This is a genomic window from Devosia limi DSM 17137 (genome assembly GCF_900128975.1).
GTDB lineage: Bacteria > Pseudomonadota > Alphaproteobacteria > Rhizobiales > Devosiaceae > Devosia > Devosia limi.
The window spans coordinates 179,585-205,909 of the sequence record NZ_FQVC01000006.1; the positions used below are offsets into that span (position 1 = coordinate 179,585).

22 protein-coding genes are annotated in these 26,325 nt (G+C 62.2%); 3 read left to right on the forward strand and 19 right to left on the reverse strand.

Going from position 1 to position 26,325, the window contains the following annotated elements:
• Position 1: 1 nt before the first annotated feature.
• The 16 genes from BUA69_RS11405 to BUA69_RS11480 form a co-directional block, all read right to left on the reverse strand.
• Positions 2-730, reverse strand: a complete 729-nt coding sequence (locus BUA69_RS11405; protein ID WP_046136576.1) for an SDR family oxidoreductase — start codon at positions 728-730, stop codon at positions 2-4.
• Positions 731-745: 15 nt separating this feature from the next.
• Positions 746-1,816: an ABC transporter ATP-binding protein gene (locus BUA69_RS11410; RefSeq protein ID WP_046136577.1), complete on the reverse strand. Its 1,071-nt coding sequence runs from the start codon at positions 1,814-1,816 to the stop codon at positions 746-748.
• 67 nt (positions 1,817-1,883) lie between these two features.
• Complete coding sequence (locus BUA69_RS11415) at positions 1,884-3,320, reverse strand: FAD-dependent oxidoreductase (protein WP_046136578.1); 1,437 nt, start codon at positions 3,318-3,320, stop codon at positions 1,884-1,886.
• Between the two features lie 85 nt (positions 3,321-3,405).
• Positions 3,406-4,689: an ABC transporter substrate-binding protein gene (locus tag BUA69_RS11420; RefSeq protein WP_046136579.1), complete on the reverse strand. Its 1,284-nt coding sequence runs from the start codon at positions 4,687-4,689 to the stop codon at positions 3,406-3,408.
• A gap of 57 nt (positions 4,690-4,746) precedes the next feature.
• Entirely contained in the window at positions 4,747-5,580 is an 834-nt protein-coding gene (locus tag BUA69_RS11425; protein ID WP_046136580.1) for a carbohydrate ABC transporter permease, read from the reverse strand.
• The gene (locus BUA69_RS11430; protein ID WP_046136581.1) at positions 5,570-6,442 is read right to left on the reverse strand and encodes a carbohydrate ABC transporter permease; all 873 of its coding nucleotides are present in this window, start codon (positions 6,440-6,442) and stop codon (positions 5,570-5,572) included. The genes BUA69_RS11425 and BUA69_RS11430 overlap by 11 nt, the downstream gene beginning before the upstream one ends.
• Before the next feature lie 48 nt (positions 6,443-6,490).
• Entirely contained in the window at positions 6,491-7,495 is a 1,005-nt protein-coding gene (locus tag BUA69_RS11435) for a LacI family DNA-binding transcriptional regulator (RefSeq protein ID WP_046136582.1), read from the reverse strand.
• Between the two features lie 314 nt (positions 7,496-7,809).
• Positions 7,810-8,868, reverse strand: a complete 1,059-nt coding sequence (locus BUA69_RS11440) for a saccharopine dehydrogenase family protein (RefSeq protein ID WP_046136583.1) — start codon at positions 8,866-8,868, stop codon at positions 7,810-7,812.
• Positions 8,869-8,873: 5 nt separating this feature from the next.
• Complete coding sequence (locus BUA69_RS11445) at positions 8,874-9,662, reverse strand: amino acid ABC transporter ATP-binding protein (protein WP_425283958.1); 789 nt, start codon at positions 9,660-9,662, stop codon at positions 8,874-8,876.
• On the reverse strand, positions 9,655-10,320 hold the full coding sequence (locus tag BUA69_RS11450; protein WP_046136584.1) for an amino acid ABC transporter permease: 666 nt from the start codon (positions 10,318-10,320) through the stop codon (positions 9,655-9,657). Before BUA69_RS11450 ends, BUA69_RS11445 begins: the two co-directional genes overlap by 8 nt.
• Positions 10,321-10,471: 151 nt before the next feature.
• Entirely contained in the window at positions 10,472-11,380 is a 909-nt protein-coding gene (gene dapA, locus BUA69_RS11455; RefSeq protein ID WP_046136585.1) for a 4-hydroxy-tetrahydrodipicolinate synthase, read from the reverse strand.
• A complete protein-coding gene (dapB, locus tag BUA69_RS11460) occupies positions 11,377-12,135 on the reverse strand; it encodes a 4-hydroxy-tetrahydrodipicolinate reductase (RefSeq protein ID WP_046136586.1) in 759 nt (252 codons plus the stop codon). Before dapB ends, dapA begins: the two co-directional genes overlap by 4 nt.
• 38 nt (positions 12,136-12,173) lie before the next feature.
• Positions 12,174-13,565, reverse strand: coding sequence for an aldehyde dehydrogenase family protein (locus BUA69_RS11465; protein ID WP_046136587.1), 1,392 nt, complete (start codon positions 13,563-13,565; stop codon positions 12,174-12,176).
• Positions 13,562-14,911: an FAD-dependent oxidoreductase gene (locus tag BUA69_RS11470; protein ID WP_046136588.1), complete on the reverse strand. Its 1,350-nt coding sequence runs from the start codon at positions 14,909-14,911 to the stop codon at positions 13,562-13,564. The genes BUA69_RS11465 and BUA69_RS11470 overlap by 4 nt, the downstream gene beginning before the upstream one ends.
• Positions 14,904-15,158 (reverse strand): 2Fe-2S iron-sulfur cluster-binding protein, encoded by a 255-nt coding sequence (locus BUA69_RS11475; protein ID WP_046136589.1) that lies wholly within the window; start codon positions 15,156-15,158, stop codon positions 14,904-14,906. The genes BUA69_RS11470 and BUA69_RS11475 overlap by 8 nt, the downstream gene beginning before the upstream one ends.
• Positions 15,155-16,309 (reverse strand): NAD(P)/FAD-dependent oxidoreductase, encoded by a 1,155-nt coding sequence (locus BUA69_RS11480; RefSeq protein WP_244468803.1) that lies wholly within the window; start codon positions 16,307-16,309, stop codon positions 15,155-15,157. Before BUA69_RS11480 ends, BUA69_RS11475 begins: the two co-directional genes overlap by 4 nt.
• 274 nt (positions 16,310-16,583) lie before the next feature.
• On the opposite strand from BUA69_RS11480, the gene BUA69_RS11485 reads away from it, so the two are divergent.
• The 3 genes from BUA69_RS11485 to BUA69_RS11495 all read left to right on the forward strand — a co-directional run bounded on the left by BUA69_RS11485 (position 16,584) and on the right by BUA69_RS11495 (position 19,332).
• Positions 16,584-17,513, forward strand: coding sequence for a LysR family transcriptional regulator (locus tag BUA69_RS11485; RefSeq protein ID WP_046136591.1), 930 nt, complete (start codon positions 16,584-16,586; stop codon positions 17,511-17,513).
• Positions 17,514-17,660: 147 nt separating this feature from the next.
• Positions 17,661-18,488, forward strand: coding sequence for a transporter substrate-binding domain-containing protein (locus BUA69_RS11490; protein WP_046136592.1), 828 nt, complete (start codon positions 17,661-17,663; stop codon positions 18,486-18,488).
• Positions 18,489-18,573: 85 nt separating this feature from the next.
• Positions 18,574-19,332, forward strand: coding sequence for an aspartate/glutamate racemase family protein (locus tag BUA69_RS11495; RefSeq protein WP_046136593.1), 759 nt, complete (start codon positions 18,574-18,576; stop codon positions 19,330-19,332).
• A 72-nt stretch (positions 19,333-19,404) separates the two neighbouring features.
• On the opposite strand, the gene BUA69_RS11500 is transcribed toward BUA69_RS11495, so the two are convergent.
• The 3 genes from BUA69_RS11500 to BUA69_RS11510 all read right to left on the reverse strand — a co-directional run bounded on the left by BUA69_RS11500 (position 19,405) and on the right by BUA69_RS11510 (position 26,318).
• Complete coding sequence (locus tag BUA69_RS11500; RefSeq protein ID WP_046136594.1) at positions 19,405-23,133, reverse strand: peptidoglycan-binding domain-containing protein; 3,729 nt, start codon at positions 23,131-23,133, stop codon at positions 19,405-19,407.
• 777 nt (positions 23,134-23,910) lie between these two features.
• Entirely contained in the window at positions 23,911-25,128 is a 1,218-nt protein-coding gene (locus BUA69_RS21485; RefSeq protein ID WP_072866544.1) for a sugar transferase, read from the reverse strand.
• A complete protein-coding gene (locus BUA69_RS11510) occupies positions 25,125-26,318 on the reverse strand; it encodes a glycosyltransferase family 4 protein (RefSeq protein ID WP_046136595.1) in 1,194 nt (397 codons plus the stop codon). The genes BUA69_RS21485 and BUA69_RS11510 overlap by 4 nt, the downstream gene beginning before the upstream one ends.
• Positions 26,319-26,325: the final 7 nt, after the last annotated feature.

The following is a 26,325-nucleotide window of genomic DNA, read 5'->3' on the forward strand; positions in this document are numbered from 1 at the left end:
CCTAGAGGTCCAGACCGCGTGGAATGATCACCAGATCGCGGATGGTGACTTTCGGATTGCGCGTCAGCATGAACATCACGGCCTCGGCGACCTCATCGGCCTCCATCAGGCTGCCATTGGCGAGCGCTTCCTCGAGCTTGGCCTTGGGCCAATCATCGATCAGTGGTGTTACCACCGGACCGGGCAGGACCGCGCCAACGCGCACGCCCTGCGTCGCAACCTGCCGGCGCACGGTATGCACGAATGCCTGCACCGCGTGCTTGGAGGCGGTATAGATCGGCTCCCACATGACCGGGACGACACCGGCGACCGACGAGGTCACGATGATATCGCCGGACCCGTTGGCAATCATGTGCCCGAGCACGGCATGAACCGAGCGAAACACTGCGTTGACGTTGAGGTTGAGCATGCGGTCCCAGGCGTCGGGATCGCCCTCGGCCACCGGGCCGCCTACATAAGAGCCGGCATTGGCGTGAAAGATGTCCAGGCGATCTGAGTGCTCAAGGATAGCGGGCAGCATCCTGGCGTGACTCTCGGGCACCAGCAGATCGATCTCGATCGGAAACGCCAACTCGCCCAGTTCGGCGGCGCGTGCTGCAAGCGCCGCGCCGTTTCGATCCACCAGGAATGTTTTGACGCCGGCAGCGACGAGATGCTTGGCGCATTCATAGCCAATACCCGAACCTGCCCCGGTGATCGCCGCAGTCTTGCCAGCCAGTGTCTGTGCCATAGTCTTGTTTCAGTCCTAGTTTTCTAAGTCGCTGGCCGGGAAGAGGCGAACATCGGTATCGGCGAAGGAGAATGAGACATTGGCATCGAGTGCCTGCTCGACATCGCCCGGCAAGACCGCCAGAAGCGACGAGCCATCGGCCAGCCGGATGCTGATCACCGTCTCCGGGCCCATGCGTTCGACCAGCGTCACCGTCCCGCTTACCTGATGTTGCCCGGGATTGAGGGTCAGCGTCTGCGGACGCACGCCAAGCAGCGCCTTGCCAGGCGCCGTAACCCGGCCAGCCGGAACGACGAGGTGTTCGAGGCCGGGCTGGGCAAGGCGCGCCTTGCCGTCTTCGACGGATGTCACATCCACCTTCAGCAGGTTCATTCTGGGTGAGCCGATGAACCCGGCGACGAAGGCGTTGCAAGGATTGCGGTAGAGCTCCATCGGCGCGCCGACCTGCTGGACGACGCCGCCCTTGAGCACGACGATCTTGTCGGCCAGGGTCATGGCCTCCACCTGATCGTGCGTGACGTAGATCATCGTCGCCGCCAGATCCCGGTGCAGCTTGGCGATCTCGGTGCGCGTCTCCATGCGCAGCGCGGCGTCCAGGTTGGAGAGCGGCTCATCGAACAGGAAGATCGAGGGCTCCCGGACGATGGCCCGGCCGATGGCAACACGCTGCCTTTGCCCGCCAGAGAGCTGGCTCGGCTTACGGTCCAGCAGGTGTTCCAGCTTGAGGATGGTCGCAGCCTGCAGGACGCTCCTGTCGATCTCCGCCTTGGGCGTCTTCCGCAGGGAGAGACTGAACCCCATATTCTCGGCCACGGTCAGGTGCGGGTAGAGCGCATAGGACTGGAAGACCATGGCAATGCCACGGTCACGCGACGGCACGTCATTGCTGACCCTGCCATCGATCTCCAGCTGGCCGCCGGAAATTTCTTCCAGCCCGGCAATCAGGCGCAGAAGCGTGGATTTACCGCAACCCGACGGGCCGACAAAAACCACGAACTCGCCATCCTCGATATCGAGGTCCACACCCTTGATGACTTCGACCCCGCCGAAGTCCTTCTTTACGCCGCTCAGTTTCAATCGAGCCATCATTCTCTCCATGTCGCATAGAGGCAACCTGCATCGCTGCAGGCCGCAATGCCTACGCGGCTATGTCTCAGGCCGGGACCGAGACGTCTTCGGTTTCGGGCGTCAGCCGCTCACCTTCCAGGCCGCGCAGATAGGCGCCGTTGTCGAGCAGCTTGCGGCGCAGGGCGTGGATATCGACCTCCGATGGCAGGATGCCCTCGGTCACGGCAAGGCCAGCGGCGCGGCCGGCAGCTTCGCCCATGGCCATGCAGGTCGCCATGACGCGGATCGCGCCCATGGCTTCGTGCGTCGCCGAGATCGACCGGCCGGCAACGATGAGGTTTTCGATATTGGCCGGCAGCAGCGAGCGGTAGGGAATGTCGTAGCAATCGCCGCACCAGATCAGCGTGCATCCCTCGTCGCCAGGGCGATGGATATCGATCGGATAGGAGGCCACCGCGATGGCGTCCTCAAAATGCCGGCAGCCCAGCACGTCCTGCTCGTTCATCGTGTAGCGGCCGACAATGCGGCGGGTTTCCCGAATGCCCAGAAACGGCGCAGTCTTGGTGAAATGAGCCTCTTCAAAACCGGGTACGTAATTGACAAGATATTCGACAATGTCATCGATCTGGCGCCGCGCGACGATCTCGCCATTGGTCAGCGAGCGGGCATCGGTGCCATCCGTCCCGGTGACCCGAGTCATGTTGATCCACACCTCGCCCTTTTTCAGGCCGGTGATGATGATCGTCCGCTCATTGGGGATTTCGAGATTGCGTTCGGTCCGCGCCCTGGCAATCAGCTCGCGCAGGCCGACAACGATGAACTGGTGGTTCTGGCCGAAATATTCAGCCGGAATGAAGTCGGTCAGATAGGTGCGCTTCTCGACCGCAATCGACGTCCGCAGCTTTTCGGTGTCGACATTGGACAGGCAGAACATCAGGGTCGGTGGCTGCATGCCGCCATGTTCATTGCCCTTTTCGGTGGCGACGCCGGCGCGGTAGGCGACATCGGCATCGCCGGTGCAGTCGATCACCACCTTGGCCACCACGACGCTGCGGCCGCTCTTGCTTTCGGTGATCACGCCACGAATGGCCGAGCCGTCATCGCTCATGATGACGCCAGCGACGAAGGTATAGAACACGACGTCGACACCGGCCTCGGTGAGCATTTCGAGGCCCACGGTCTTGACCGCCTCGGGCTCGACCAGGGTGATGCCCATATGCAATGGGCAAGGACGGTGCTCGGAAGCGGCATCCCGAACCTTCAGGCGATCGATGAACTTCTGCGGCAGGCCATAGATGACCTGATTGCCCTTCTGGCCCAGGAAACCCAGCACCGGCAGGCCGATGGTCATGTTGCCGCCGACAAAACTGCGGCTTTCAAGCAGGCCGACCTTGAGGCCGTCTTCGGCCGCAGCCAGAGCCGCCGTCAGACCAGCGGGGCCACCGCCCACAACGAGAACATCGTATTCAGCGCTGACTTCGAGTTCGCGGGCGGGTTCGGTAAAGGTCTGGGGGGTGTCCATGATCTGGATCCTGGGTGCGTGAGCTTAAGACTGGGGTGAAGACGATGGGATGAGGGACGGCCGGTGCCGCCCCTCATGGAGGTGGTTACGCCGGCAGCAGCGGCTGGATGCGCGTCTGCATGGCAGCGACTGCGTCCTGGGGCGATTTGCGCCCCAGCACGGCGAGCTGGACTTCCTCGATGAAGATCTGCTGGGCGCGGGCGGCCTCGGCGAAGGGCGGGAAGGCACCACGCGCATTGGACAACACCTGGGACTCGATCTCAGCCAGCGCATTCTTGGCAGTCAGTTCCGGCTCAAGGAAGGTCGACACGCGTGCCGGCCCATTGCCATTGAGCGCCATGCCCAGGGTGTTCTTCTTGGAGGAAACTTCCTTGATGAACTGCCAGGCCAGATCCTTGTCGACCGCGTTGGCCGGGATGGTCATTGCCCAGGCTTCGACCACTGCCGACATTTCGGCCTTGCCCTTGAGCGTTTCGGAGATGGGGAAGCCGATGGCCTTGATCTTGCCGGCATAGTTGGAGACTGCGGGGTCATTGAGCTGGGCTGCGCGGGCGAAGGGCAGCACGCAGAAGGCGGCGCGACCCTGCTGCATCCAGGTCAGCAGCTCCTCGCCCTTATTGGTCGCATAGGAGCGGGGTAGCGCCCCTTTCTGGAACATGTCAGCCAGCACTGTCAGGGCCGACTCCATCGCCGCCGGATCGGGCAGCAGCTCGAAGTCGCTATTGATGAAATCGCCGCCAAAGGCGCGCGCAAACATCACCGGGAACACCGCCAGATCCGAAGCCAGGATCATGCCGGTGGCCTTGCCGTGTTCGCTGATGGCGATCGTCTGTGCGACCAGTTCCTCAAGCGTCGTCGGGGGCGCGTCAAATCCAGCTTCGGCCAGCAATTCCTCGTTGTAGAACAGGCCCTGCGTCGCCGTGCGGACCGGGATGCCGATGAGACGGCCGTCGATGGTCATGCCGCGCACCAGGCCGGCGGCGATATCGTCAAACGCCTCGATCGGGTCCTTGTCCTGATATTCCTGCAGTGACTCGAACAGCTTGGCATTGTCGCTGGTGGGACGATTGTCGACCATGTAGCCGACCGAAAAATCGGTCTGCGCCAGGCTGGCTTCACGGAAGAGCCGATCCATCAGGGGATTGGAGTCGAGTGTGGTGAACACCACATCGGTATCGTGGTCCTGCTTCCAGTCGGCCAACAGGTCTTTGTCCCCTTCGCCCAGCGAGGTCTGATGTACCCGGTGGCTCAGCACCTGCAGGGTCTTGGATTGGGCAAAGCTGGGCCCGGCTGCCATCAAGGCGATACCGCCGGCCACTGTGCCCAGGAAATGACGCCGCGTGAGACGGAATGCGTTGGATTCAGACATAGTTTCCTCCCATGGAATTTTGACTTCAGTTCAGCCTGACTGGCGCCAGGTATTGGATCAGCCCTTCGTCGCTCCGGCCGTCAGGCCCGCCACCAGGTAGCGGTTCATCAGCATGACGAAGATCAGGACGGGCAGCAGCTGGATGGTCGAAGCGGCAAACAGCACACCCCAATCCACCCCTTCGATCGAACCAATCATCTCGGAGATCACCAGCGGCGCGGTCTTGGCCTTGGTGCTGGTAAAGATGAAGGCGAAGAGAAATTCGTTCCAGGCGAACACCACCACGAACACCGCAACGGCGATGATGCCGGGCGCCGCGAGGGGCATGATGATCCGCCACAGAATGACCGGTAGCGTCGCCCCGTCCATCGAGGCGGCCTCATCCAGTTCGCGCGGTATCTGGTCGACAAAAGTGCGCATCAACACCGTACCGAGCGAGACGAAGAAGGTGGCGTAGAGCACCGACAGAATGAAGTGGGTGTCGGCCAGGCCCAGATTGTTGACGATCGGAAACAACGGCAGCGTGACGACAATCGGCGGGATAAGCCGGATGGCGATCAGCGACAGCAGTGACGCCCCCAGCCAGCGGCTGGAATAGCGCGAATAGACGTAGCCAGCGCAGGTTGAAGCCACCACCGCCAGCGCCGCGGCACCAATGGTGACGATGGTCGAGTTCAGCAGCCCGTGGAAGAACACGGCCCAACGCTGCCACAGGGTGATGTAGTGGTCGAAGGTCGGCTCAAACAGCCATTGCGGCGGGACGGCGAAGATCTCGCGGCCCGGCTTGAACGACGATGTGATGATGAAAACGATTGGAAACAGGGACCACACCAGCAGCAACAGCACTGCCAGGGTTTTGCCCGCATTGACGAGGATCCGTTCAGCCCGCATTTCGCACCTGCCGACGAAGAAGGTAGATGTAGCCCGATGCCAACAGCATCGAGACGATGACCATGATCCAGGCGGTCGCGGCCGCCGGACCAAAGGCGCTGAAGGTGAAGGCTTCCTGGTAGAGATAGACAGCGACCACCTCGGTGGTCCGCGCCGGTCCGCCGCCGGTCAGCAGCCAGACTTCGGAAAACAGCCGGAAGGCGAAAATGTAGCGGAACAGCAGCGCGACCAGGATGGCCGGTCCAAGCAGAGGCATGGTGACCCGGCGGAAACTCTGCAGCGGCGTCGCGCCGTCAATACGGGCGGCCTCGTAGAGATCGGACGGCAAGGCCAGGCGCGCGGCGTAGATGATGACGAAGGTAAAGGGCAGATGCATCCAGATCGTCAGGATGGCGATCATGATCATCGCGTGCGACGGCTCATAGGACCACTCCAGCAGCGGCAGGTGTAGCGCCGTCAGCAGGTTGGAGACCGGCCCCACATCAGGATCGAACAGAAACCGCCACATGGCGACGCCGACGACTTCTGAAACAGCGTAAGGCGCCAGGACCGCCACAAAGAGAATGCGGCGAAACCACAGGCCAGAGTTGAACAGCAGCGCCATGCCGAGCGCGATCAGCATCTCCAGATGCACGGCAACGACGACGAGGACGACGGTGTTCCACAGCGCATTGTGAAAGCCCGGATCGGTCAGCACCCGGACATAGTTTTCCCAGCCAACGAAGCTGGCGCTTTGCCCGAACGTGGATGTGTGGAAACTCAGCCAGATCACGTAGACCGACGGGATGACGATCACGCTGAGCAACAGCAGCTGTACCGGGGCCAGCAGCGGCACCATCTGCCACATTCGAGAAGTCTTCATTCTTTCCTCCGACCGCCTGCTCCCACAGGCGGCAAATACGTCACGTCGTCAGGCCAGCCGGGCGACCGAGCTGCGCACCTGCAGGGTCGCAGCCAGCACAATGCTCTCCGGCAGTTCTGCTGAACCTTGAATGCGGGACATCAGGCGGGCCCATGTCCTGTCTGCGATCTGATCTATCGGCTGGCGAACCGCCGTCAGCGGCACCTTGCGCGCCGTCATCCAGGTGTAATCGTCGAAGCCGATCAGCGAGATGGCATCGGGTATTTCGAGGGACCCGCGCGCCAGGGCTGACAGCGCCGCAAGCGTGGTCACGTTGGTCATCGCGATAATGGCGGTCGGGTGCTGGTTGGCATTGAGCCACTCGCCCAGAATCTCGGCGCCGGACTCGTGGTTGATACCAACCTCGATGACCCGCGGCGCCGGCACCCCACGGGCCGCGCAACAATCCGCCACGCCGCGGATACGATCCTGAATCGGGCGGAAGGCGCTGACCGAGGACGCAATGGCAATGGAGCGGTGCCCACAGTCGAGCAGATGCTGCGCCGCTTCCCAGCCTGCTGCGTGGTTGTCCACGGTAACCGTGTCGACCGCCAGATCATCTTGCCCAACACGGTCGACAAGGATGATCGGCAGATTGGCGAATTCGCGCCGCAACAACTGCGGCACAGTATTGGTTGCCGGCACTGCGATAATGCCCGAAGGGCGCCAGCCCATCAGTGCATCGAGACGCGCAGCCTCTACCGCCTCGTCATCCTGCGACGACACAACGATGACCTGATAGGCGACTGCGGCAGCCAATTGCTCGATGCGCGACACCAGCGAGGTGAAGAACGTATCGTTGAAATTGGGAACCAGCACACCGACGACCTGGGCACGGCCAGACTTGAGCTGTGAGGCCGCCCGATCCACCTGATACGACAATGCCCGGGCCGCATCGTTCACCCGCGCCGATAGTTCCGGGGTGACGACCTTGCGCCCCGAAAACACATTGGAGACGGTCGCAATAGAGACGCCTGCCATTTCGGCGACCTCCCTGATTGTGACTTTCGACATTCGCGCCGCCCGAGTTAAACGTTTCACTGTGAGTTAAACGTTTATCTGCGCGATATCATGGTGTCAAGGCGATCGGTGCCGAAACGCTTGGTCGCTTGCCGGATGTTGCTATCGATAGGCGGCGCGCCCGTTGCTGCAATAATTTGGGCCTCGGCTTCTGGCCCGTTTTTCGAGGGCGAAGCCGAAGGAACCTGGCCGATGCCTGACCGGCCAACAGGGTCGGGTCAGGGGCTCGAATTAGGCAATGTAGCCAGTTCTGAATGGAGCCGCGCCAACGGGCCGCCAGACAGCGTTCGCGTGGCGTCTTTGGACGCTCAAAGATCGTGAATGCTGCTTGCCCCAAGGTCGGCCAGCGCGGTGTGGTCGATGAAGCCGGACATGGGCAGGTCCCGGTTGGCCAGCCGGCCAATCAGGGCTGCCGCATAGCGGGAAGAGAGCTGCGCCAGGGCACTGCCACGATTGAGCGCCGGGCTCGCCTTCACGCATTTATAGAGCGACTTCTCCACCGGGCGACCATCGGGGGCAGTTCCCCGGGTCGTGATGTAGATGGTCACGACGTCATCCTCGATCCGCGTGAGGCTGGTTCCCAGCATTGAGCGCAGCAGGTCACGCCGATTGCACAGGTTCAGATCGTGCAGCAGGAACTGCATGTAGTCGAGATGCCCCGGATAGCGCAGGGTCTTGAAGGTGAAATTCTTGATGCCGAGGCGCTGGAACGCAGCGACATCGCCGACGCCACCGGACGTGGTGAAGGCCTCGAGCGCCACGCCATCCAGCGTGAGAGTTTCGTGCTGTTCCATCGACGCGATTTCCTGAACGAGCCCACCCCGGAGTGCCAGGGCGGGATGCACATATTCGTCGATGGCGCTGTCGAGGTTCCAACTCACGCCATAGCCGAGCCGGTCCACCCGGAACCGGGGCAGCACGCCAACGCGAATGGTCAAATCCCCCGGCAGCGGGGTCTCGGCCAGCAAGCTCAGGGCAAGATTTTCCACCAGACCGGGCGAGAGACCGCAGCCCAGCATCACACTGCGCTGGGCCGCCAACGCCGCAAGGCTGCGGGTCACCTTCTCGTTCGGTTTGGAAAAATCGAGGAAGTGCACATTGGCTCTGGTGGCGATTTCGGCAATCTGCACGGTCGAGCGATTGGGCACGGCCGACACGCAGAGGTCCTGGTCCTCCAGCAGAGCGAACAGCTCCTCCGCCTGCGAATAGCTGGCCAGCTGCGCCTTGACGCCCTCTGCCCGCGCCTTGTCCAGAGCCTCCTCGGACAGATCGACCAAGGTGACCTGATAGGCGCCAGCTGCCGAGAGATCGCGCGCCAACATGGTGCCGATCAGACCAGCGCCAACGATAGTCACCTTGAATGTCATCTGGCTCAATTCCTAGTGCGAGAAACGAAGTTGCTCAGCCGTTCGTCCGACGGATTGAAGATAATCTCGTCCGGGCTGCCTTCCGCGGCGATGCGGCCCTTGTCGAGGAACAGCACACGGCTGGACACATCGGCGGCAAAGGCCATCTCATGCGTCACGATGGCCATGGTGATACCCTCGCGGGCAAGGGTGCGGATAACATCGAGCACTTCGCCGACGAGCTCAGGGTCCAGGGCGCTGGTGACTTCATCAAGCAGGAGAACGCCCGGCTGCATCGCCAGCGCCCGGGCAATGGCCACACGCTGCTTCTGTCCGCCCGAGAGCTTGCTGGGATAGCTGTCATGCTTTTCTGCGAGGCCAACCAGGCCCAGGAAGTGCATGCCAAGGGCCTGCGCTTCGGCCTTGGGCATGCGCTTGACGCTGATCGGGCCCTCACACACGTTCTGCAGCACGGTCATGTGCGGAAACAGGTTGAAGTGCTGAAACACCATGCCGACATTGCGCCGCAACGTGCCGATGCCGATCTGATCACCCCGGTCGCGAAAACTGGGGATGACGGAGGCGCCCTGGTAGAGCACCTGGCCGCTGGATGGGGTTTCCATCATGTTGAGGCAGCGCAGAAACGTGGATTTGCCCGATCCCGAGGGCCCGATCAGGGCCACCACCTCCCCGCGCTGCAGGTCGAGGCTGAGATTCTGGAACACCTGCAGCTTCTGGAAGTTCTTGGACAGGTTTACCGCTTGCAGCACTGGGCCGGTAAAGGCCGCATCATTGGTCCGGGCGAGGTCAGTCACTGGTGCGCATCCTCTTTTCGAGCAAGTCCGCAAGCTGGGTCACAGGCACCAGGATCGCCAGATAGAGCAGCGCCATCACGGTGTAGGACTCGAGCGGACGGTAGGTCTGGCCGTTCACCACCGCCGCCATATAGGCGAGGTCAGCGACGGACAGGACCGAGATGAGTGAGGTGTTCTTGAACTGGATAACCGACTGGTTGATGAAAGACGGCAGCATCCGCTTGATGGCCTGGGGCGCAATGATACGCCACATCGCCTGGCTCGGGCTCATGCCGATGGCGGCAGCCGCCTCCTGTTGCCCCCGGTCGATCGAGATAATGCCGCCGCGGAAAATCTCGGCATAGAACGCGCCGACATAAAGCGACAGCGTCAGCATCGCGGCGAAGTGGTTGTCGACATTGACGCCAACCAGCAACGGGAACGCGTAGTAGAACCACAGCAATTGCACCAGCAATGGCGTGCAGCGGAAAAGCTCCTGATACAGACGGGCGAAATAGCCCAGAAAACGCCAGCGCGAAAGCCGGGCGGCGCAGGTGGCTATGCCGATCAACACGCCGAATACAATTGAGCCGACAGTGTATAACACCGTGACCTGGAGACCGAACCAAAAGAGGTCGAAATTCTGCCAGATTGAGTGGAAATCCCAAGTGTATGTCAACGCTTAGGTCCCTCCTTTTCTTGTTCTGTGCTCGCGGTCCGAGCTGCGGCGCGCCGTCACTCCGATCCGACGGAATGCCACAAACCGAGGTCGGCGACGGTGATTGTTAAGCAGCCCATCCAAGGGAACAATGCAAACCAATGCGCGCCGCTTAGCGAATTTCTTGAAAGCTGGCCTCGAAACGACCCAGCGTGTGCGCCAGCGATAGCCAGTTCGCCTCCGACATTGCCACCATGGGCAGGCGCATATCTGCCGAGGCCAGACCCAGATGGGCGAGAGCGGCTTTGACCGGGCCGGGATTGGCCTCGATGAACATGGCCGCCGTCAGCTCCGACAGCTGTTCGTGCAGCATCAGGGCGCGTTCCGTATCCCCTGACTGCCAGGCCCTGACCAGGGCGACCATCGCGGCGGGCGCATAGTTGGAAACAACGCTGGTCACGCCCACTGCGCCAGCGGACAGGAACGGCACGGTCAGGCCGTCGTCGCCGGAGTGGATCACCAGGCGATCACCACAGCACAGGCGAAGCTTGGTCACCCGTTCGACCGACCCGCCGGCCTCCTTGATTGCCACGACATTGGCGCAGCTATCGAGAATGGCCTTGCAGGTCTCGGGCGCGATTTCGACGCCGCAGCGGCCAGGCACCGAGTAGAGCACGATGGGCAGGGAGGTGGCGGCAGCAATGGCCTGGTAGTGGGCGATGAGCCCGGCCTGGCTGGGCTTGTTGTAGTAGGGCGTGACGACCAGCAACATGTCGGCGCCCGCCGCTTCGGCCCGAAGCGCCTTGGCAATGGCGGTGCGCGTATCATTGGCCCCGGCGCCGGCCATGACGATGGCGCGACCGGCGGCCAGGCGCACGGTGCGGGCGATCAGCTCTGCGGCTTCGTCATCGCTGAGCGTTGCGGCTTCGCCCGTGGTGCCGACAGGCACCAGGCCGGCAATGCCGGCTGCCAGCTGGCGCTCCACCAACGCGTCGAAGGCATCATAGTCGATGGCGTCACCCTTGAAGGGGGTCACGAGTGCGGTGAACACGCCGGCAAGCTGGGCTCGATAGTCAGTCATGAATGTACTCCTGGTTGGGTGAGGGTGTCGGCAAGGCTGAATCGCCCGCGCTGTGCCCCTGATTCGACAAGCCAGCGGGCAGCGGCAAGCGCGCCTTCGGCATAGGCTGCTATGGTTTGAACCGAGCAGCGGAAGCTCATTTCACCGGCGCTCATATCGAACCGGACAATGGTGTCGCCCACGACATTGGCCTCGCGCTGGACGACGATATGGGGTGTCTCGATTGCGACGGTGGAGGCGGCCTGGCGGGCCTCCCGGATCAGCGCAGCCAGCTGCTGGGAGGTGCCGGACGGCTCGGCCTTCTTGTTGATATGGTAGGTCTCGATGATGGTGGGATCAGCGCTGGGGGTCTGGCGGGCGAACTGCAGGACCGCGAGCTTGAACGCCTCGAAGCCGAAGGCAAAGTTGGGGCTGATCAACAGCGCCCGGTGACGGGCATGCCCCTCAAGCCTGGCCTGCTGGGCGGGGGTAAAGCCGGTCGTGCCGATAACCATGGGCAGGGCAAGGCGTGCCGATATCTCCTGCAGCTGCAGGCTGGCCGCCGGATTCGAGAAATCGATCACCACGTCGCAATAGCTGCGGAAATCGGCATCGGCCACCCGATACTCGATGCTGCCATTGGCGACCGGAGTGCCCAGCAATCGCGATTGCGGGGAGACAAAGGCCGCAGCCAGCTCCAGGCCGGGATCGGCCAGCACCGCCTCGACCAGTTTCAGGCCGACGCGCCCGGAGGCGCCCATTATTCCAACTCTCATGTGACGCCTCCGATGACCGCGCAGGAGTTCATCGACATTCAGTCGATGACCACTTTGGTTTCGGACATTTCGCGGATGGTGATGCGGACACCCTCACGGCCCAGGCCGCTACCTTTGACACCGCCAAAGGGAACGTGTTCGGCCCGGAAATCGGGACCTTCATTGATCATCACCCCCCCCACGATCAGATCGCGCGAGAAGGTCTTGATCAGCGCGTGATCATTGGTGAACACCCCGGCCTGCAGGCCATAGGCCCCCGCATTGACCTCGGCGATGACGGCTGCCGCGTCGCTGAAGCTGCGCGCAGCGATGATCGGCCCGAACGTCTCTTCGGCAATAACGGGTGCATCGGCCGCGATATCGGCAAGGATGGTGGGCTGAAACAGCGTGTCGTCGTGCTGACCCCCAGCCAGGAGGCGCGCGCCCTGGGCGATGGAAGCATCGACGCGGCCCTGAACCTGCCGGGCGGCGGCGAGATCGATCACCGTGCCCATGTCGGTGGCCTCGGCCGCAGGATCGCCAAAGCTCACGGCGTTGACGGCGGCGACCAGCTTATCGAGGAAGACCGCCTCGATATCGCGATGCAGGTACAGTTTCTTGGCGGCAGCGCAGCTCTGGCCGGCGATCTCGAAGCGGTGGCCGATAACCGTCTGGACTGCACGATCCAGGTCGGCATCGGGGAACACGAAGAGCGGATCATTGCCGCCCAGTTCCATCAGGCAGCGCACCAGGCCGGTGGTATTCTTGAGGGCGAGGCCTCCGGCCGTCCCGCCGGTGAAGGACAGCAGGTTGATCGGCGAACGGGCCAGGGCGACGGCGATATCGGCACCGCCATGCACCATCTGGAACAGGCCCTCGGGAAAGCCGGCCTTGGCCGCCAGCTCAACCAGGCGGGCGGCCGCCAGCGGGGCCTTGGGTGATGGCTTGGCCACCACCGCATTGCCCGCGGCAATGCCCGGCCCAAGCTTGTGGCAGAGCAGGTTGAGCGGATAGTTGAATGGGGTGATGGCAGCAATGACGCCGACCGGCTCATAGGTAATGGTCGCCAGCTTGTCGGCTCCGCCTTCCACGATGGCGCAGTGCACCGCCTCGCCATCAAGGAAGGTCGCGGCGTCGCCGGAGAGCTTCAGCGTGTTCTGGGCCCGGCGCACCTCGTTGCGGGCCTCGCGGATGGTCTTGCCCATCTCGCTGGAAATGATCAGCGCCAGATTGTCCTGGTCGAGCGCGATCTGTTCGGCCAGGGCGTTGAGCAGAGCCCGCCGCATGGCGGGCGTCGAGCGCCGGAAGTCGCGCTGGGCAAGCGCGGCGCGCGCCACCGCGGCTTCGACATCGGCCGGGCTCGACTGCCCCACTTCACCCACCAGCTGGCCATTGAACGGATTGATGACGCTCATGCGCGAAGAAAGGGATGCGTGATGGATCTGGTTCATTGGTCTCTCGCAGATTGGTCGTGATGCGCAGGCTCGTCACCGAGCAGCGCGGAGATGGGCAACGGGCGCACTGGCCAGCGGCTGCCCGTGAGATCGGAAGCGACAAGGGGACTGCCCGGGTTCAGTTCGCAGGCAATGCGGGCGCTGTTATCAGCGCAGAAACGTCCCTGGCAGGCCCCCATGGTGAAGCGACCATTGTGTTTGATTTCCCGGCCGGAGAGCGCTCCAGTGCCCCCCAGCAATAACTTGAGGTCCTGCAGGCGGCGCCGCTCGCAACGGCACACAATGGTCTCGTCGGGCAAAGCCGTCAGCCGGGGCGGCCCGGCAATGGGCGCAAACATCGTGGCAAGAACGGCCTGGGCCGCTCGCTGGCGGGCAATGCCGTCCAGGCTGGCGGCAGCGTCGTTCGGCTTGCGGCTCAGATAGGCCGCCACATCGGCGGCCGCGCGCATGCCATCGAGCTGCGAGGCGATCGCCCCGAGCGCCTCGCGGCAGTCGCCGGCCCGGGTGATGAACGGCATTGTTGTGGTGCCTGCCTGATCGGCGGGCAGGCCGAAATTGTTGGAGCGAATGCCGTCATGCAGCGCCACCTGGTCGATGAGCAGGGTTTCGCGGCGGCCATCGGCATGGCGCAGTTCGGCAGCGAGCTGGCTGCCGGCGCGGTCGAGGGCGATGAGCTCGGTGCCGCGCCGCCAGCTGATGCGGTGGCGGACGATACCGCTGAGATAGCCGAGAGCATCGGCGAGCAGTTCGGCGTGGGGCAGCAGTCCCAGGCCATTGCCGTTGATTGCCATGGGATTGCCGCTCTCGATGATGGCCACGGGCGCATTGCCCAGTGCCGCCATCTGCGCCGCCACTGCAATCAGCAATGGCCCATTGCCCGCCAGCAGCACCCGCCCCTGGGGCGCGGTGCCGGTTTCCTTCATCATCACCTGCAGGCCGCCGGCCGTGACGACCCCCGGCAGGTCCCAGCCGGGGCGGGGGATAACTTTCTCGACCGCACCGACGGCGATGACCACGGCCCGCGCCCGCACCGACACCAGGCGCCCCTGATTGCGGTCCTCTATCAGCGTATTGCCGTGGCCATCGACCCCAACAAAGACGCTGGAAAAGCGGTAAGTGACAGCAGCATGCTGGATTGCTGCGTGCAGGTGCTGCCAGCGGCGCGCTGCGAACCTGCTCTGCTTGACGGGCCGGGCGCCCGCGATGGGCTGGCGATAGATTGCGCCGCCCAGCTGGGCCCGCTGGTCCACCAGCTCGACATCGAAACCGCGCTGGCTCAGGGCGGTGGCTGCGGCAATGCCGGCCGGGCCGCCGCCGACAACGACAACATCACGATCAAACATGGCGTGCTCCCGCCGGTGTTATTGCCAACCCGGCCCGCGCCGGCGTGAGGCAGGCTTCACGCAGCACACCATCCACACTCACCAGGCAGGCCTGGCAGGCGCCGATGCCGCAGAAATAGCGAGCGGGCTGGCCAAGCAGATCGGGCCCGAGATCGCGCACATTGGCTGCCGCAAGCGCCGCGGCAATGCTCTCACCATCGCGGAATGCAATCGGCTGGTCGTTCCACAAGAAGCTGCGCTCGGTCATGCCGCAACTCCCAGCTGGGCAAAGCGGGCCGGGCTGAAGGGAGCCAGGTCGAGGTCGACCGACCGATCCAGAACCAGCTGGCTGATCGCCTTGCCGGTGACCGGCCCCAGGCAGATGCCATCGCCCTCAAAGCCGGTGGCCACATAGACATTGTCGGCATCGGGCACCCGGCCGATCAGGGGCTTGCTGTCGATGACCGCCGTACGGATACCTGCGAACGCGCGCAGCAACCGCACCCCGGCCAGCCCCGGGACCATCTCGACCGCCCGGCGCAGCACTTCGGCGACGGCCTCGGCGTCATTGGTCGCCTTTTCCCCGGAGTCTTCGCGGGTGCCGCCGATGAGGAACTGGCCTGTCGCCAGTGGATCAACGACAGTGCCATAGCCACGATCGCTGGCGAGGGCGGTGCCAGCCTGCATGCCCTTGCTGATCAGATACCGGCCGGACATGATGGCGCCGGGCATGGCGGCATTGAGTGCCGGCGCCCGTTCGGTCACCAGCAGCTGGCCCTTGCGCGCAATGAGCACGTCGGGAATGCCCAGCAAGTCGGCAGAACCGTTGCCCGAAGCCACGACGACGGCATCGGCCAGCATCGGCCCGTGATTGGTGACAACCCCGGTTACCCGACCATTGCCGTCCCGCAGGAAGCTCTCGACCCGGCAATTGCGGCGCACATTGACCGGCGCAGCCGAGAGCAGGCGGTGCACGATCTGATAGCCAATGGCATGCCCCTCATCGAACACTTCCAGGCCCATGATCACTGCGTCGGACAGGGGCGCGAAGCGGGCACGCAGGTCAGTGCTGGTCAGCATTTCCACCCGCACCCCGACGCTGCGCAGCACCGCGGCATGAGCCTCAAGGACCTCGCGCTCCACCGGCGACGATGCCAGGACAAAGGTCGAGCGCGACTTGAAAGCACCCTCGAACAGGCCTTGAACCGCCAATTCGCGATAGAGAGCAATACCGGCCAGTGCCGCATTCATCACCGGGCCGGGACGCTTGCTGGCCACCGACACGGCGCCATCGGCAGACCCGGTGGCCTGCGCCGCTGGCTCGATGGCATCAAGGATCTCGACCTGCACGCCTGCCCTGGCCAGAAAATACGCCGTCGAGGCACCGACGATGCCGCAGCCAATAATGATGACAGACAAGGAAGACGTACTAACCATTTACACGGACCGGCAGTCGCTGAAATGAACTGGCGAAATACTGGCCCGTGCCTCTTAGCCGCGTCGATGCAATATCCCTGACTTCGGTAGTGACGAAATTTGTATCGAGTGTGCCGGCCAGCAGAAAATAGGCTGCGGGCGCGGAACAGACCCTTCCACCGGCAAATGCACTGCCAGCATTGCAGGATGAGACCCTGAATGGTCCATTGTCCGAAAAATCGCGGTGATGTGCCGCCGCAAATGGAAGCCGGGGCAAATGTCCAAGATCAATCTCACCCTGATTCAGACCTTCTACGAGGTGGCCCGCCACGGCTCATTTTCCGGGGCGGCGCGGGAGCTTAACCTCTCCTATCAATCGGCATCGAACCATGTGCGGCGGCTCGAGCAATTGCTGAAGGGGCAGCTCATCGAATCCGAGCAGGGGGCCAAGCGAATCGCTCTGACGCCCTATGGACGGGCGCTGTACAACCAGCTCAACCCGGAACTCTCCATCATGCTGGAGCGGCTGACCAAGCTGGTCGAAAGCCAGCGCTCGTCCCTGCGCGTGGGCATGCCGCAGGCCATCTTTTTCTACCTGTTCCCCAGCGTGCTCGCGAGCTTTCGCGAGAGCTTTCCGGAGCTCGAAGTGGCCGCCTATGAGCGCGACACGGTGCTGGCCGAGATGGTCAAGAACGGCAGCCTGGACGTCTGCATCTCGGAGCGGTATTTCGGCGACCCGGTGGTGCCGCAGCGCCTGCTGGGCAGCTATCACCTGAGCCTGGTCTATCCCGCCGCCTGGGGGGCGCCGCCAGCACAGGACGATATTCCGGGCTGGGCGGTCGGGCGCCCCTTCATCACCTTCGAGCCGGGGCAGACATTGCGCAATCTGGCCATCGATTTCCTCGGACGCGACGGGGCGGTGATCCAGCCGGCAATCTCGACGTCAGGCAGTTCCAGCGTCAAGCGCTGCGTCGAGAAGGGGCTGGGATTTTCGATCATTCCGTCCTGGTGCATCCAGCCCGACGACGACACCATTACCAGCGTGCGCCTGTCCAACCTGCCCGAGGTGCGGGTGTATTTCGGGAGCGCCAGTTTCCTGCAGAACCACCCCAGCGTCAGCGCCCTGTTCCAGACATGTCAGGTCGAACTTGCCGGCCCGGTCCTGGATCGCCCCCCGGAGAATACCCCGCCTTATGTCGCGTTGTAGCACCTGGGGCACCGACTGGGGCACCTACAAAAAACAAACTAAGGCATTGGCTTTCTCTAGCATTGTTCAATGTGGCGCAAACGCTAGCCTTCCCCAAACCCGGTCCGAGGGACGTGGATCGGGGCACAACCAATGTCGGAGGGACTAATGCTTAAAAATTTCATCAAGGTGCTGGGGCTGGCTGCGATTGCCGCGCCGGTGTTTGCAGCACCTGCTGCTGCCGATACCATTGAGGACATCCGTGCGCGGGGCACGCTGCGGATTCCCGCGATCGTCAACGAGGCGCCCTATTTCAACAAGGATCCGCGCAGCAATGAATGGTCGGGCCTCGTGATCGACATGGCCAGCGACATTGCCAAGGTGCTCGACGTCGAGCTGGAGATCGTTGAATCGAGCTGGGCCAATGCGATCCTCGACGTGCAGAGCGGCAAAGTGGACATGGCCTTTGCCGCAACCGCTACCGCAGAGCGCTCCCTGGCCGTGATGTTCTCGGACCCGACCTATTACAACAGCTTCGTGATCATTTCCGCCGATGAGGATATCGCGGGCAAGAGCTGGGCCGAGCTGAATTCGCCGGACTATACCTTCGCTGTCGATATCGGCTCGTCGCAGGATCTGATCACCTACAAGTTCCTGCCCGACGCCAATATCCTGCGCTTCAAGACCCGCGATGAGGCCATCGTGGCGGCCACCACCGGCAAGGCCGACGGCATGGTCAATACGCTGTTCAACGGCCTGGTCATGTCCAAGCGCACCCCGAGCCTGGGCAAGGTCAACGTCCCGACGCCGACCCTGTCGACGCCATCGAGCATCGCACTGAACTACAGCTCCGATGAGCGCTGGAAGACCTTCGTATCGACCTGGGCCAATTACAACCGTCGCATCGGCAATGTGCAGACCATGTTCCTCGAGAACCTGGCACCATTCGGCATCACTGCCAGCGACCTGCCCACCGGCTACAGCTTCTCGGAGTAATCCGCGCACGACACCGATACGAATGCCGTCAGGCAGGCACTGCCTGGCGGCATTTTCTATCCGAAGGATCATTCCCCAGGCCAAGATGTCCCCTGAGCTCGACCGCGCCGACCCCGATCATGCGCCATTCATCGGCGTGCTGATGCTGGATACACAATTCCATCGCTATCCCGGCGACATCGGCAATTCAAAAAGCTGGTCCATGCCGGTGCGCTTCCAGATCGTGCACGGGGCCCGCCCCGCCCAGGTGGTCTTTGGCGATCCCCAGGGGCTCCTGGAACCGTTCATCGTCGCTGGCCTGGAACTGGTGGCGCAAGGGGCTCGTGCCATAACCACAAGCTGCGGCTTTCTAGCGCTGTTTCAACGCGAACTGGCCGCTGCGCTGCCCGTCCCCGTATTTACCAGCAGCCTGCTGCAAATCCCGATGATCAAGATCGGCCTGCCCGAAGGCAAGCGCGTGGGCATCCTCACCTTCTCGGCCGAAGCCCTGGGACAACGACATCTGGCAGCGGCCGGAGCCCCCCTGGACACCCCGATCCAGGGCCTGCCGGCGGACAGCCTGTTCGCACGATATTACGGAAACCAGCCCTGCACTGCCGATCTCGATATCTTTCAGGACGAGACCATAGCCGCCGCCAGGGCGCTGGTTGCCATCCATCCCGACATCGGCGCCATCCTGTGCGAATGCACCAATCTGCCCCCGCACTCCCACGCCATCGCAGCCGCGACCGGGCTGCCGGTCTTCGATGTCATGACAATGCTGAACTGGCTCGGCCAGTCGCTGTCGCCGCGCCAATATCAGGCCACCGGCAATTCCAGAAGACCGGACAATTCCGTGCCGTAGGCAGCCATGCCGCTCCAGTCGCCTCTTCGCATGCGAACGGCCGTGGGCCTAGCGGTGCTGGATCCCTCTCACTCAGGATACCACGTTCCATAAGCTCTCAAAGGAGCGAGGTCCCATCCATGCAGGTATCGCCGCCGCATCAGAACAGTCCGCCTCGACGGGATCGCGGGTGACACGAAACTCCTCGTCCACAAGGTAACCCAGGACGATGCAGTCAGTTGCATAAATGCCCAGCACTGCGTTTTCGCGCTCTATCGTCATTTTCACAAGCACTGCCTTGACGGTGCGACCCTGCCACTGTGCGGTGCCAAAATCGACGAGCGAATTGTTGACCTGCGTGATCTCCCATCGATCGTTCGAGACCGCCCGAACCTTTGAAAAGAGATGCGGAAAGGATAGCTGCACAATGTCAGACCGCCCCGTTGCCACCAGGGAGCGGACGCTTTCCGCCAGACTCTTTTCCGCACCTGTCGCCTCCTCACGATGCTGATCACGCAGCGCGGACTGCCGGTGTCGCTGTTCCGCCGCAGCCGCAGCACGTTTGGCTTGATCAAGAGCGGCATTGGCAGCATGGCGTTGATCGGCCAAGACTTGCTCAGCCAGTTGCTGCTCCGAGAGCGCGACGAGGCGAGCCGTCTCGGCCTCCACATGCTCCGCCTCGATCCAGATTGGCAAGACATCAAACGCGATCCCGTCCCGCGCGAGAGCAGCCCCCAAATCTGCCAGAACCTCTGCCGCAGCATACAGCGCGCCACACTGACCGCGCTGTGCGGAGACGAATGCGCTTTCGGCGGTCATTGCACGGTTGAGCCGCGCGTCCTGAAGATAGAACGCAATTTCCCGGCCCCGATGCGCCAGCAGATCCGCGTGTGGCGCCATATCGGCCACCACCGGACAGAGCCCCTGCCCTTTTGACAAAGACAGAATGCCGAAGCCGCGAGCAGTGCGGTTTTCGATGCGCTGACGCAAATCGGCAGCGCGTCGATCAAGTTCCGCTGCTGTGATTGCAACAGAGTCCTCGGGCACAACCAGCAATTCGGTGAGCTGGCGATCTTCAAATGCAGTGACCAATCCACGCGCCTGGCTCGGTGGCGACACCAGAAATGCGCCGCGCTCGAGGATGACCAGATCCGCCACCGTCATCACATCGCCGGCGCATTCGCCCAGTTGCAGTTGGGGCAATCCCAGGTCGACCAATTGTTGGCGCACCAGGAGCAGCCCCATAGCATCGGGCGCTACCGGGTGCGGCCAGCATGCTGAGGCAGCGCCGCCTTCCACAACCAGATCGCCAACCAGATCACGGGTCAGATGCGGTGCAGTCCCGGCCTCGTTGCGCAGCACGATGATGTCGCCAGATTTGCCCTCCAGCAGGGCTGCATTGGCCACGGTGATCGCCAAACCGTTTCCGGCAATGGGTGTCGAGGGTGCCAACGCCCTTGCCTTGACTTCGGCCTGATGATCCAGCCAGGCGTTGCCCAACCCGTGGGCGCCGACCTGGCGTTGAGCCTCTTCGAACACGCGCACCAAATTCGCTGATGCAGGGCTGGCGAGAGCGTCCTCCAGAATTAGTTGAAGATCGACAACGGCCAAGACATCATTCGATGCGAGGTTGGCGGCAATGTAGGATGACAGAAACGCGTTGAGGCTGGCGGCCTGCTCGCGGGCGTCCGCAACTGCATTGGCGAGGGCAACATCGGCAGATACCGCCATAGCCCGCGTCGCATCCCGGAACTGCGGATCGTCCTCGACCTGCGCCAGGAGCAAATTGTAGCGCTGCTGCATGTCGGCCAGGTCGCGCCCCGCCTGGGCGGTCTTAAGCAGATTTATTGAACGGGCCACTGCGATCGGATCATCAAAGTTGCCGCCAGACTTGGCATAGGACGCAATCGTATCGACCAGCTCCTGCGCGTCATCCAATGCCTTCGAGAGGGCTATATTCGTCGTCGCGATGGCGGCGTTCTCCGCCTCCAGGTCCTCGGCCGACACTGAGGCTGCTTGATAGCTCGCCGCAAAATCGGCCAGCTCGGCGCCCAAGCCGATGGCGTCGATCAGGGTGCGACCTTCTGCCTGACCTGCGGTGATCTTTTGAAGGTTACCCTCCTGCAAGGCTTCGGCCAGCTTCTCCTGCAGCGTCAGAAGTGCGACGACGTGCTCGGACGTCACATTCGCCGAAATGTAGGCGAACACGAACCCGTCGAGCAACTCGGCCTGCCGGCGCGCTTCGAAGGCTGCGGTCTGCTGCGCCTGTTCCTGTGCCGAGGCTCGCGCGCGTCGCTCCTGCACAAAGCCCGGCTCACCATCAAGAAGCGCAGTCAGCGCAGTCGCCTGCTTTTCAATAAGCGCAACATCATCGCCGCCGAGCGCGCTACGTAGCGTAACCAGTGCCTTGGCAATCTCGATGCCTTGAGTAAATCGGTTACCGGATCGAGAAAAATCTTCAACATTGGCGATCAATGCCGTTGCGTCCCGCTGGATTTGCTCCCGTGCCAACCGGCTTGCCTCGACGGCAGCGAGGGCTAACTCGGCCTCGGCGGCCGCCAGCGCTCGGCCATGGCTTTCATGGAGGTCGGCAAGCAAGGTCTCTGCCTGGCGGCGCTTTGCACCTGACAAATGCTTGACCGAAATATCCACGTAGCACTGCCTTTCGGCCTGCCCCCAATCCGACCGCTCCAAACCGTCCTGGCAATCAGCCACCTGCAAATGCAGCCGGGTTAGCAGCATGGCATCGCTAAGACCATTGATCTGAGCGCGCAGGGCCGCATCGCGAGCCACATCGGGAATGCTCGACGCCAAGAGTTGCGCAAGTTGACCTTTTAGATCAGCCAGCACAGCCTCGTTGTCATCAAGCCCGGCGCTCACCTTCGACCGTACCGTCGACAAAGTCGTAGCCGCGGCGGCGTCTTCAGGCAGCAACCGTGATGCCGTATAGCAAGGTGCCAGAGCTACAGCCCAATCCTTGGCCTGCGACGCCTCCAGGCAAAGGACGGAAGCGGCACTGGCCTCCGCTCTGGCGTTGCGCTGCAATTCGAAGGCAGTCCTGTCGGCCAAGCCTGAGGTCACAAACTCGTCATACTCCGCCTCGCTGTCGAATCCTGCGGCCGTGGCCGCCTGAAAGCGCGCAGCAGAGGCAAAGCCTCCCTGCCCGGCCTTTTGAAAGCTTCCGAAATCCTTGAACCCAGAGCCCGCGAATGCCTGGTAGGACGCGTAATCAGGGATGCCCTGCCGAACGGCGGCCATCCACTCGCGGTAGTCGCCAAAGCCGGCCTCCGTCGCCGCCACATAATCAACACGGCGGGAGAACCCGCCTGCCTCCGCTTGCCTGGCCTCTTCGGCGCTGCGCCATCCCTTGGCGGCATTCTCCTGCAGCAACCAGAGATCATCCTGTCCAAACGCCCCCGAAAGGCCAAAGGCAGCTTGATAAGCAAGGAGCGCTTTTCGGGTACCGGGGCCGGACTCGCCATCAATGGTCAGGGTGTAAAAGCCGAGAACGTTCAAGGCCGACTGGGTCTGCGTCACGAACCGGCGCTCAGCCTCTGCGGCGGCACGGATGCGCTCTTGCTGCTGCGCGTTGTGATTCTGGACCTGCTGCTGCTGTTGTTGCCTTGCGCGATCCTGCTGAATGCCTTGGCTGATTATCCCCGTCGCAATTCCGAAGAATAAATCGGCGCCGCTCTGGGCAGACGCCGGCGCAATTGGCAAGGCAACAGACGCAAGTAGCATCGCAGCCACGACCTGGCGCTTCATTAAAAGAAAAATCAACGGAGCCCCCGCCCAATAGATCGTCAATATGAAGACAAACAAATATCAGCCACCGTTACTTTGCAACGCAAATCTGGCAAACATCCAAGTTATGTTAAAAACACAAATGCAACCTATTTTCTATTTTCTCTCCAAGGCAGAAAATTGCGGGCCCGATGCGCATGACGGACTACACGCCCCCAGAGGCTGAGCACTCCTGTTCGCGTCGCCCGGCCTGCCAAAAGCTTGCACATCGCCCCGTCTGTCGCCATGGATGTTGCCACGATGCGAGCAATTGCTTTCCAGACGGGTACGCCACATCACGTCGAGACGCGAACGTCAGTCCCTCCCATCCAAAACCGGCCGCACTGGCCGGAGCGCGGATTTGATCCAGCGCTGCCCAGGCACCAGTGAGTGGCCTGACGGCAATCTCTCCCTACAAAGCCTGCCCACCCGAACGCCCGACCTCCCGTATTAGTTAAACTCTTTGCGGGGGGGACGCGCGCGAGGCTCAGCACCGCGCCTGAAGCGACAGCGCGCTGAACATGGCCCGGACTCGCAACCCCTGCCTTCGGAGTGCAAAAAAGCCTTATATAGCCGCCTGGTTAAGTTTCATAACCATTTGATAAATAACATATGTTATTATATAACGGAAGACGTTCTCACCTCTTCTGGTACGGTGTTTTGTCCCAAAATTGTCCCAAACTACGGCCTCTGCCTTTCCGGCACTGATAAGGTGACCAAAGCGCTACTAGCGCGACTGGGAGCCTAGCCCTGCGGTCCGAACCGTATGCCAGCCAGTGGCGCGACGACAGCCCCCCTGCAGTGAAGGCTTCGCCTTCACTGCAGGGGGGGGGCAACCCGATCACCGCTGCCCTTGCCCAATGCAGTAAGAACGATCAGCTTGGCGTCGAGAACCAGACTCTGCATCTTCAGGTAGCGCTGATCGTAGTCAACCAGGGTTCGAGGAACGCTCATGTCAATCCCGTTGACTTGGGCGAGCCCTGTAATTCCTGGCGTCAGTTCCAAAACTCCCGCCTTCGAACGCTCATGAATGAGCTCGGCCTGGGAAGGAAGGCAAGGCCGCGGACCGACAAGCGTCATCTCGCCAGTCAACAGATTCCAGGCTTGCGGAAGTTCATCGAGCTTGGTCCTGCGGAGAACCTTGCCTATTGCGGTGACGGAATTGCCAGTCACCTCATGGGTGGCAGCCTGCAAGGTGCCGACATGCATGGTGCGAAACTTGTAGCAGGTAAAGAGCACCCCCTTACGTCCGACGCGTCGCTGCGCAAAGATCCCGGGTCCCGAGGACTTGAACCGTATCGCCACCCAGATCGCCAGCAACAGCCACCAGAATACCAGCAAGATCACCAGGGCCGCAGCAATGTCGACCAGCCGGCGGACAACCTGATAGAAGGTGTTGTCGCGCTGCCCGCGAGAAACGACGATGTCCGAGGGAGGGGTGTCTGCTTTTAGGATGTCGAGGAGCATAATCGCCAAGGTATCGATATCGATTGCTGGCCTGAGCGCAGTCAGGATCGTGATTGCCAGTCTCCTCGGCATTCCGCGCAGGTTGTTCATGAAAGACCAGCGACCCGTCCACCGTTCTCCGTAGGTGGCAGGCAGATACGCGGTGATCACTTCCAAATCACGACCAGCTTGAAGAACCAGCTTTGCTCTGCCCATGCGCTTACTCGCCGCATAGGGATGGACTGCCTTTTCATCCAGCGCATGTAGCGAAGAAACGTAGACAAACCGGGGCACCCCAGCGGCACTTGCTATCGTGGCCAGCCGCTGGGGAAGCTCTACGTTAACGTCCAGATACTCCTGCTCGGAGGCATTCGCGTCCGAGTTCACCGCGGCCAGATTGATCAGTGCGTCAAAGCCCGGCGCGTTATCTTGCAGGTCCTCGTATCGACAGACTGGCAGGTCCGGAAACTGGCGCTGCAACCTATCCGCATCACGTCCAACAAGTAGCAACTCGACGCCCTGGGCCAACCAAAGGGGCACAAGCTGGCGGCCAATGTTGCCGGAAGCTCCCGTAAGGATCAATTTCATTGAGCTGTCCTCGAAAGCAAGCTCAGGGACACAATGTCCTTGGCAAGCTGGCCCGCGATCGTCTGGCGGTTGAAATCAGCGACAAAGGCAGCGCGGTCGGTGTGGCCGATCGTCAAGCCAGCAACAGCCTGCTCCAACCCATCGACATCGCAAGGCTCAAAAACCTCAGCATTGGGTAGGTTTTTCAGAACGAAATCAGCCGAGACCCCAGCGAGACCAGCAAGAATCGGCTTACCTGTGGCGCCGTACTCGAAGATCTTGGACGGAATTACAAGCCTGAATGCCGGATAGTCATTCAGGTGTACCAACAGGATGTCGGCTTGCCGATAGTGCTCCATCAACAGCGCACGGTTCATGGGGGGCAGCACCTCAATGGCGAGACTCAGGCTCGTTTCATGTTCGACCGCCTTGATGCGATCATTCAGTTCGGACTTCTTGCCGCCGTCGCCAATAATGCGGAATCTGAAACGACCGTGGAGACGCGCTGCGGCATCGGGAACTATGCGGCTCAGGCCCTGCCCGTCCCCGATATTGCCGGCATAGACTATAAGGGGGAGCCCTTGGCGTCCGCCTTCGAAGTTCCGGCCAATGAACTCATCGTCAATCCCGTTGGTGCGCAGAATTGGGGTCAGCCGAACACCGGCTCGCGCGAGCGGAGCTGCAAAGCCCGGAGATACGATAGTTATCTGGTCCGCCGCTTTGAAGGTGGCGCGCTGGATGAGCCTCAGGAGAGGCAATGACGCCCGGGCGGGCCCGCGCAGCATGTTCGACATGTTCTCCACGAACAGATCGCGAATATCGAGGTGGAGCTTGGCCCTACAGCGCCGAGCGGAAAGCGCGCCAAGGCTCGCCGTCCCCAAGCGGGAAGATGTGGCATAAACGACATCGGCTCGCTCTGAGGCCAGACGTCTCAGTACCTCGCGCGCGAAGCCGAAGAAAGCAAAAAGTTGGTCCTTGAGGCCACTTTCGTGCCGCGACAGCGGTATCCGCTCTATGGTCAACCGGTCATGCGTTTCGAACGAAGGAGCTGGCGTCTGGAAAGATGCGTAGCGGTTAGGCGCTGTCGTGAGCAAGCGGATGGTATCGTCTGGTCCGAGCTCGTTGAGCAGGCGATTGACGAGTGCCCCAGTACGGAACGCGCCCGCGCTTAGATCTGGGGGGTAGTAGAAGCTGACGATGATGATATGCATGGGTCTC

Coding starts and splice junctions, on each gene's coding strand:
- BUA69_RS11405 (WP_046136576.1), bottom strand. CDS start 730: ATGGCACAGACACTGGCTGGCAAGACTGCGGCGATCACCGGGGCAGGT.
- BUA69_RS11410 (WP_046136577.1), bottom strand. CDS start 1,816: ATGGCTCGATTGAAACTGAGCGGCGTAAAGAAGGACTTCGGCGGGGTC.
- BUA69_RS11415 (WP_046136578.1), bottom strand. CDS start 3,320: ATGGACACCCCCCAGACCTTTACCGAACCCGCCCGCGAACTCGAAGTC.
- BUA69_RS11420 (WP_046136579.1), bottom strand. CDS start 4,689: ATGTCTGAATCCAACGCATTCCGTCTCACGCGGCGTCATTTCCTGGGC.
- BUA69_RS11425 (WP_046136580.1), bottom strand. CDS start 5,580: ATGCGGGCTGAACGGATCCTCGTCAATGCGGGCAAAACCCTGGCAGTG.
- BUA69_RS11430 (WP_046136581.1), bottom strand. CDS start 6,442: ATGAAGACTTCTCGAATGTGGCAGATGGTGCCGCTGCTGGCCCCGGTA.
- BUA69_RS11435 (WP_046136582.1), bottom strand. CDS start 7,495: ATGTCGAAAGTCACAATCAGGGAGGTCGCCGAAATGGCAGGCGTCTCT.
- BUA69_RS11440 (WP_046136583.1), bottom strand. CDS start 8,868: ATGACATTCAAGGTGACTATCGTTGGCGCTGGTCTGATCGGCACCATG.
- dapA (WP_046136585.1), bottom strand. CDS start 11,380: ATGACTGACTATCGAGCCCAGCTTGCCGGCGTGTTCACCGCACTCGTG.
- dapB (WP_046136586.1), bottom strand. CDS start 12,135: ATGAGAGTTGGAATAATGGGCGCCTCCGGGCGCGTCGGCCTGAAACTG.
- BUA69_RS11465 (WP_046136587.1), bottom strand. CDS start 13,565: ATGAACCAGATCCATCACGCATCCCTTTCTTCGCGCATGAGCGTCATC.
- BUA69_RS11470 (WP_046136588.1), bottom strand. CDS start 14,911: ATGTTTGATCGTGATGTTGTCGTTGTCGGCGGCGGCCCGGCCGGCATT.
- BUA69_RS11475 (WP_046136589.1), bottom strand. CDS start 15,158: ATGACCGAGCGCAGCTTCTTGTGGAACGACCAGCCGATTGCATTCCGC.
- BUA69_RS11485 (WP_046136591.1), top strand. CDS start 16,584: ATGTCCAAGATCAATCTCACCCTGATTCAGACCTTCTACGAGGTGGCC.
- BUA69_RS11490 (WP_046136592.1), top strand. CDS start 17,661: ATGCTTAAAAATTTCATCAAGGTGCTGGGGCTGGCTGCGATTGCCGCG.
- BUA69_RS11495 (WP_046136593.1), top strand. CDS start 18,574: ATGTCCCCTGAGCTCGACCGCGCCGACCCCGATCATGCGCCATTCATC.
- BUA69_RS21485 (WP_072866544.1), bottom strand. CDS start 25,128: ATGAAATTGATCCTTACGGGAGCTTCCGGCAACATTGGCCGCCAGCTT.
- BUA69_RS11510 (WP_046136595.1), bottom strand. CDS start 26,318: ATGCATATCATCATCGTCAGCTTCTACTACCCCCCAGATCTAAGCGCG.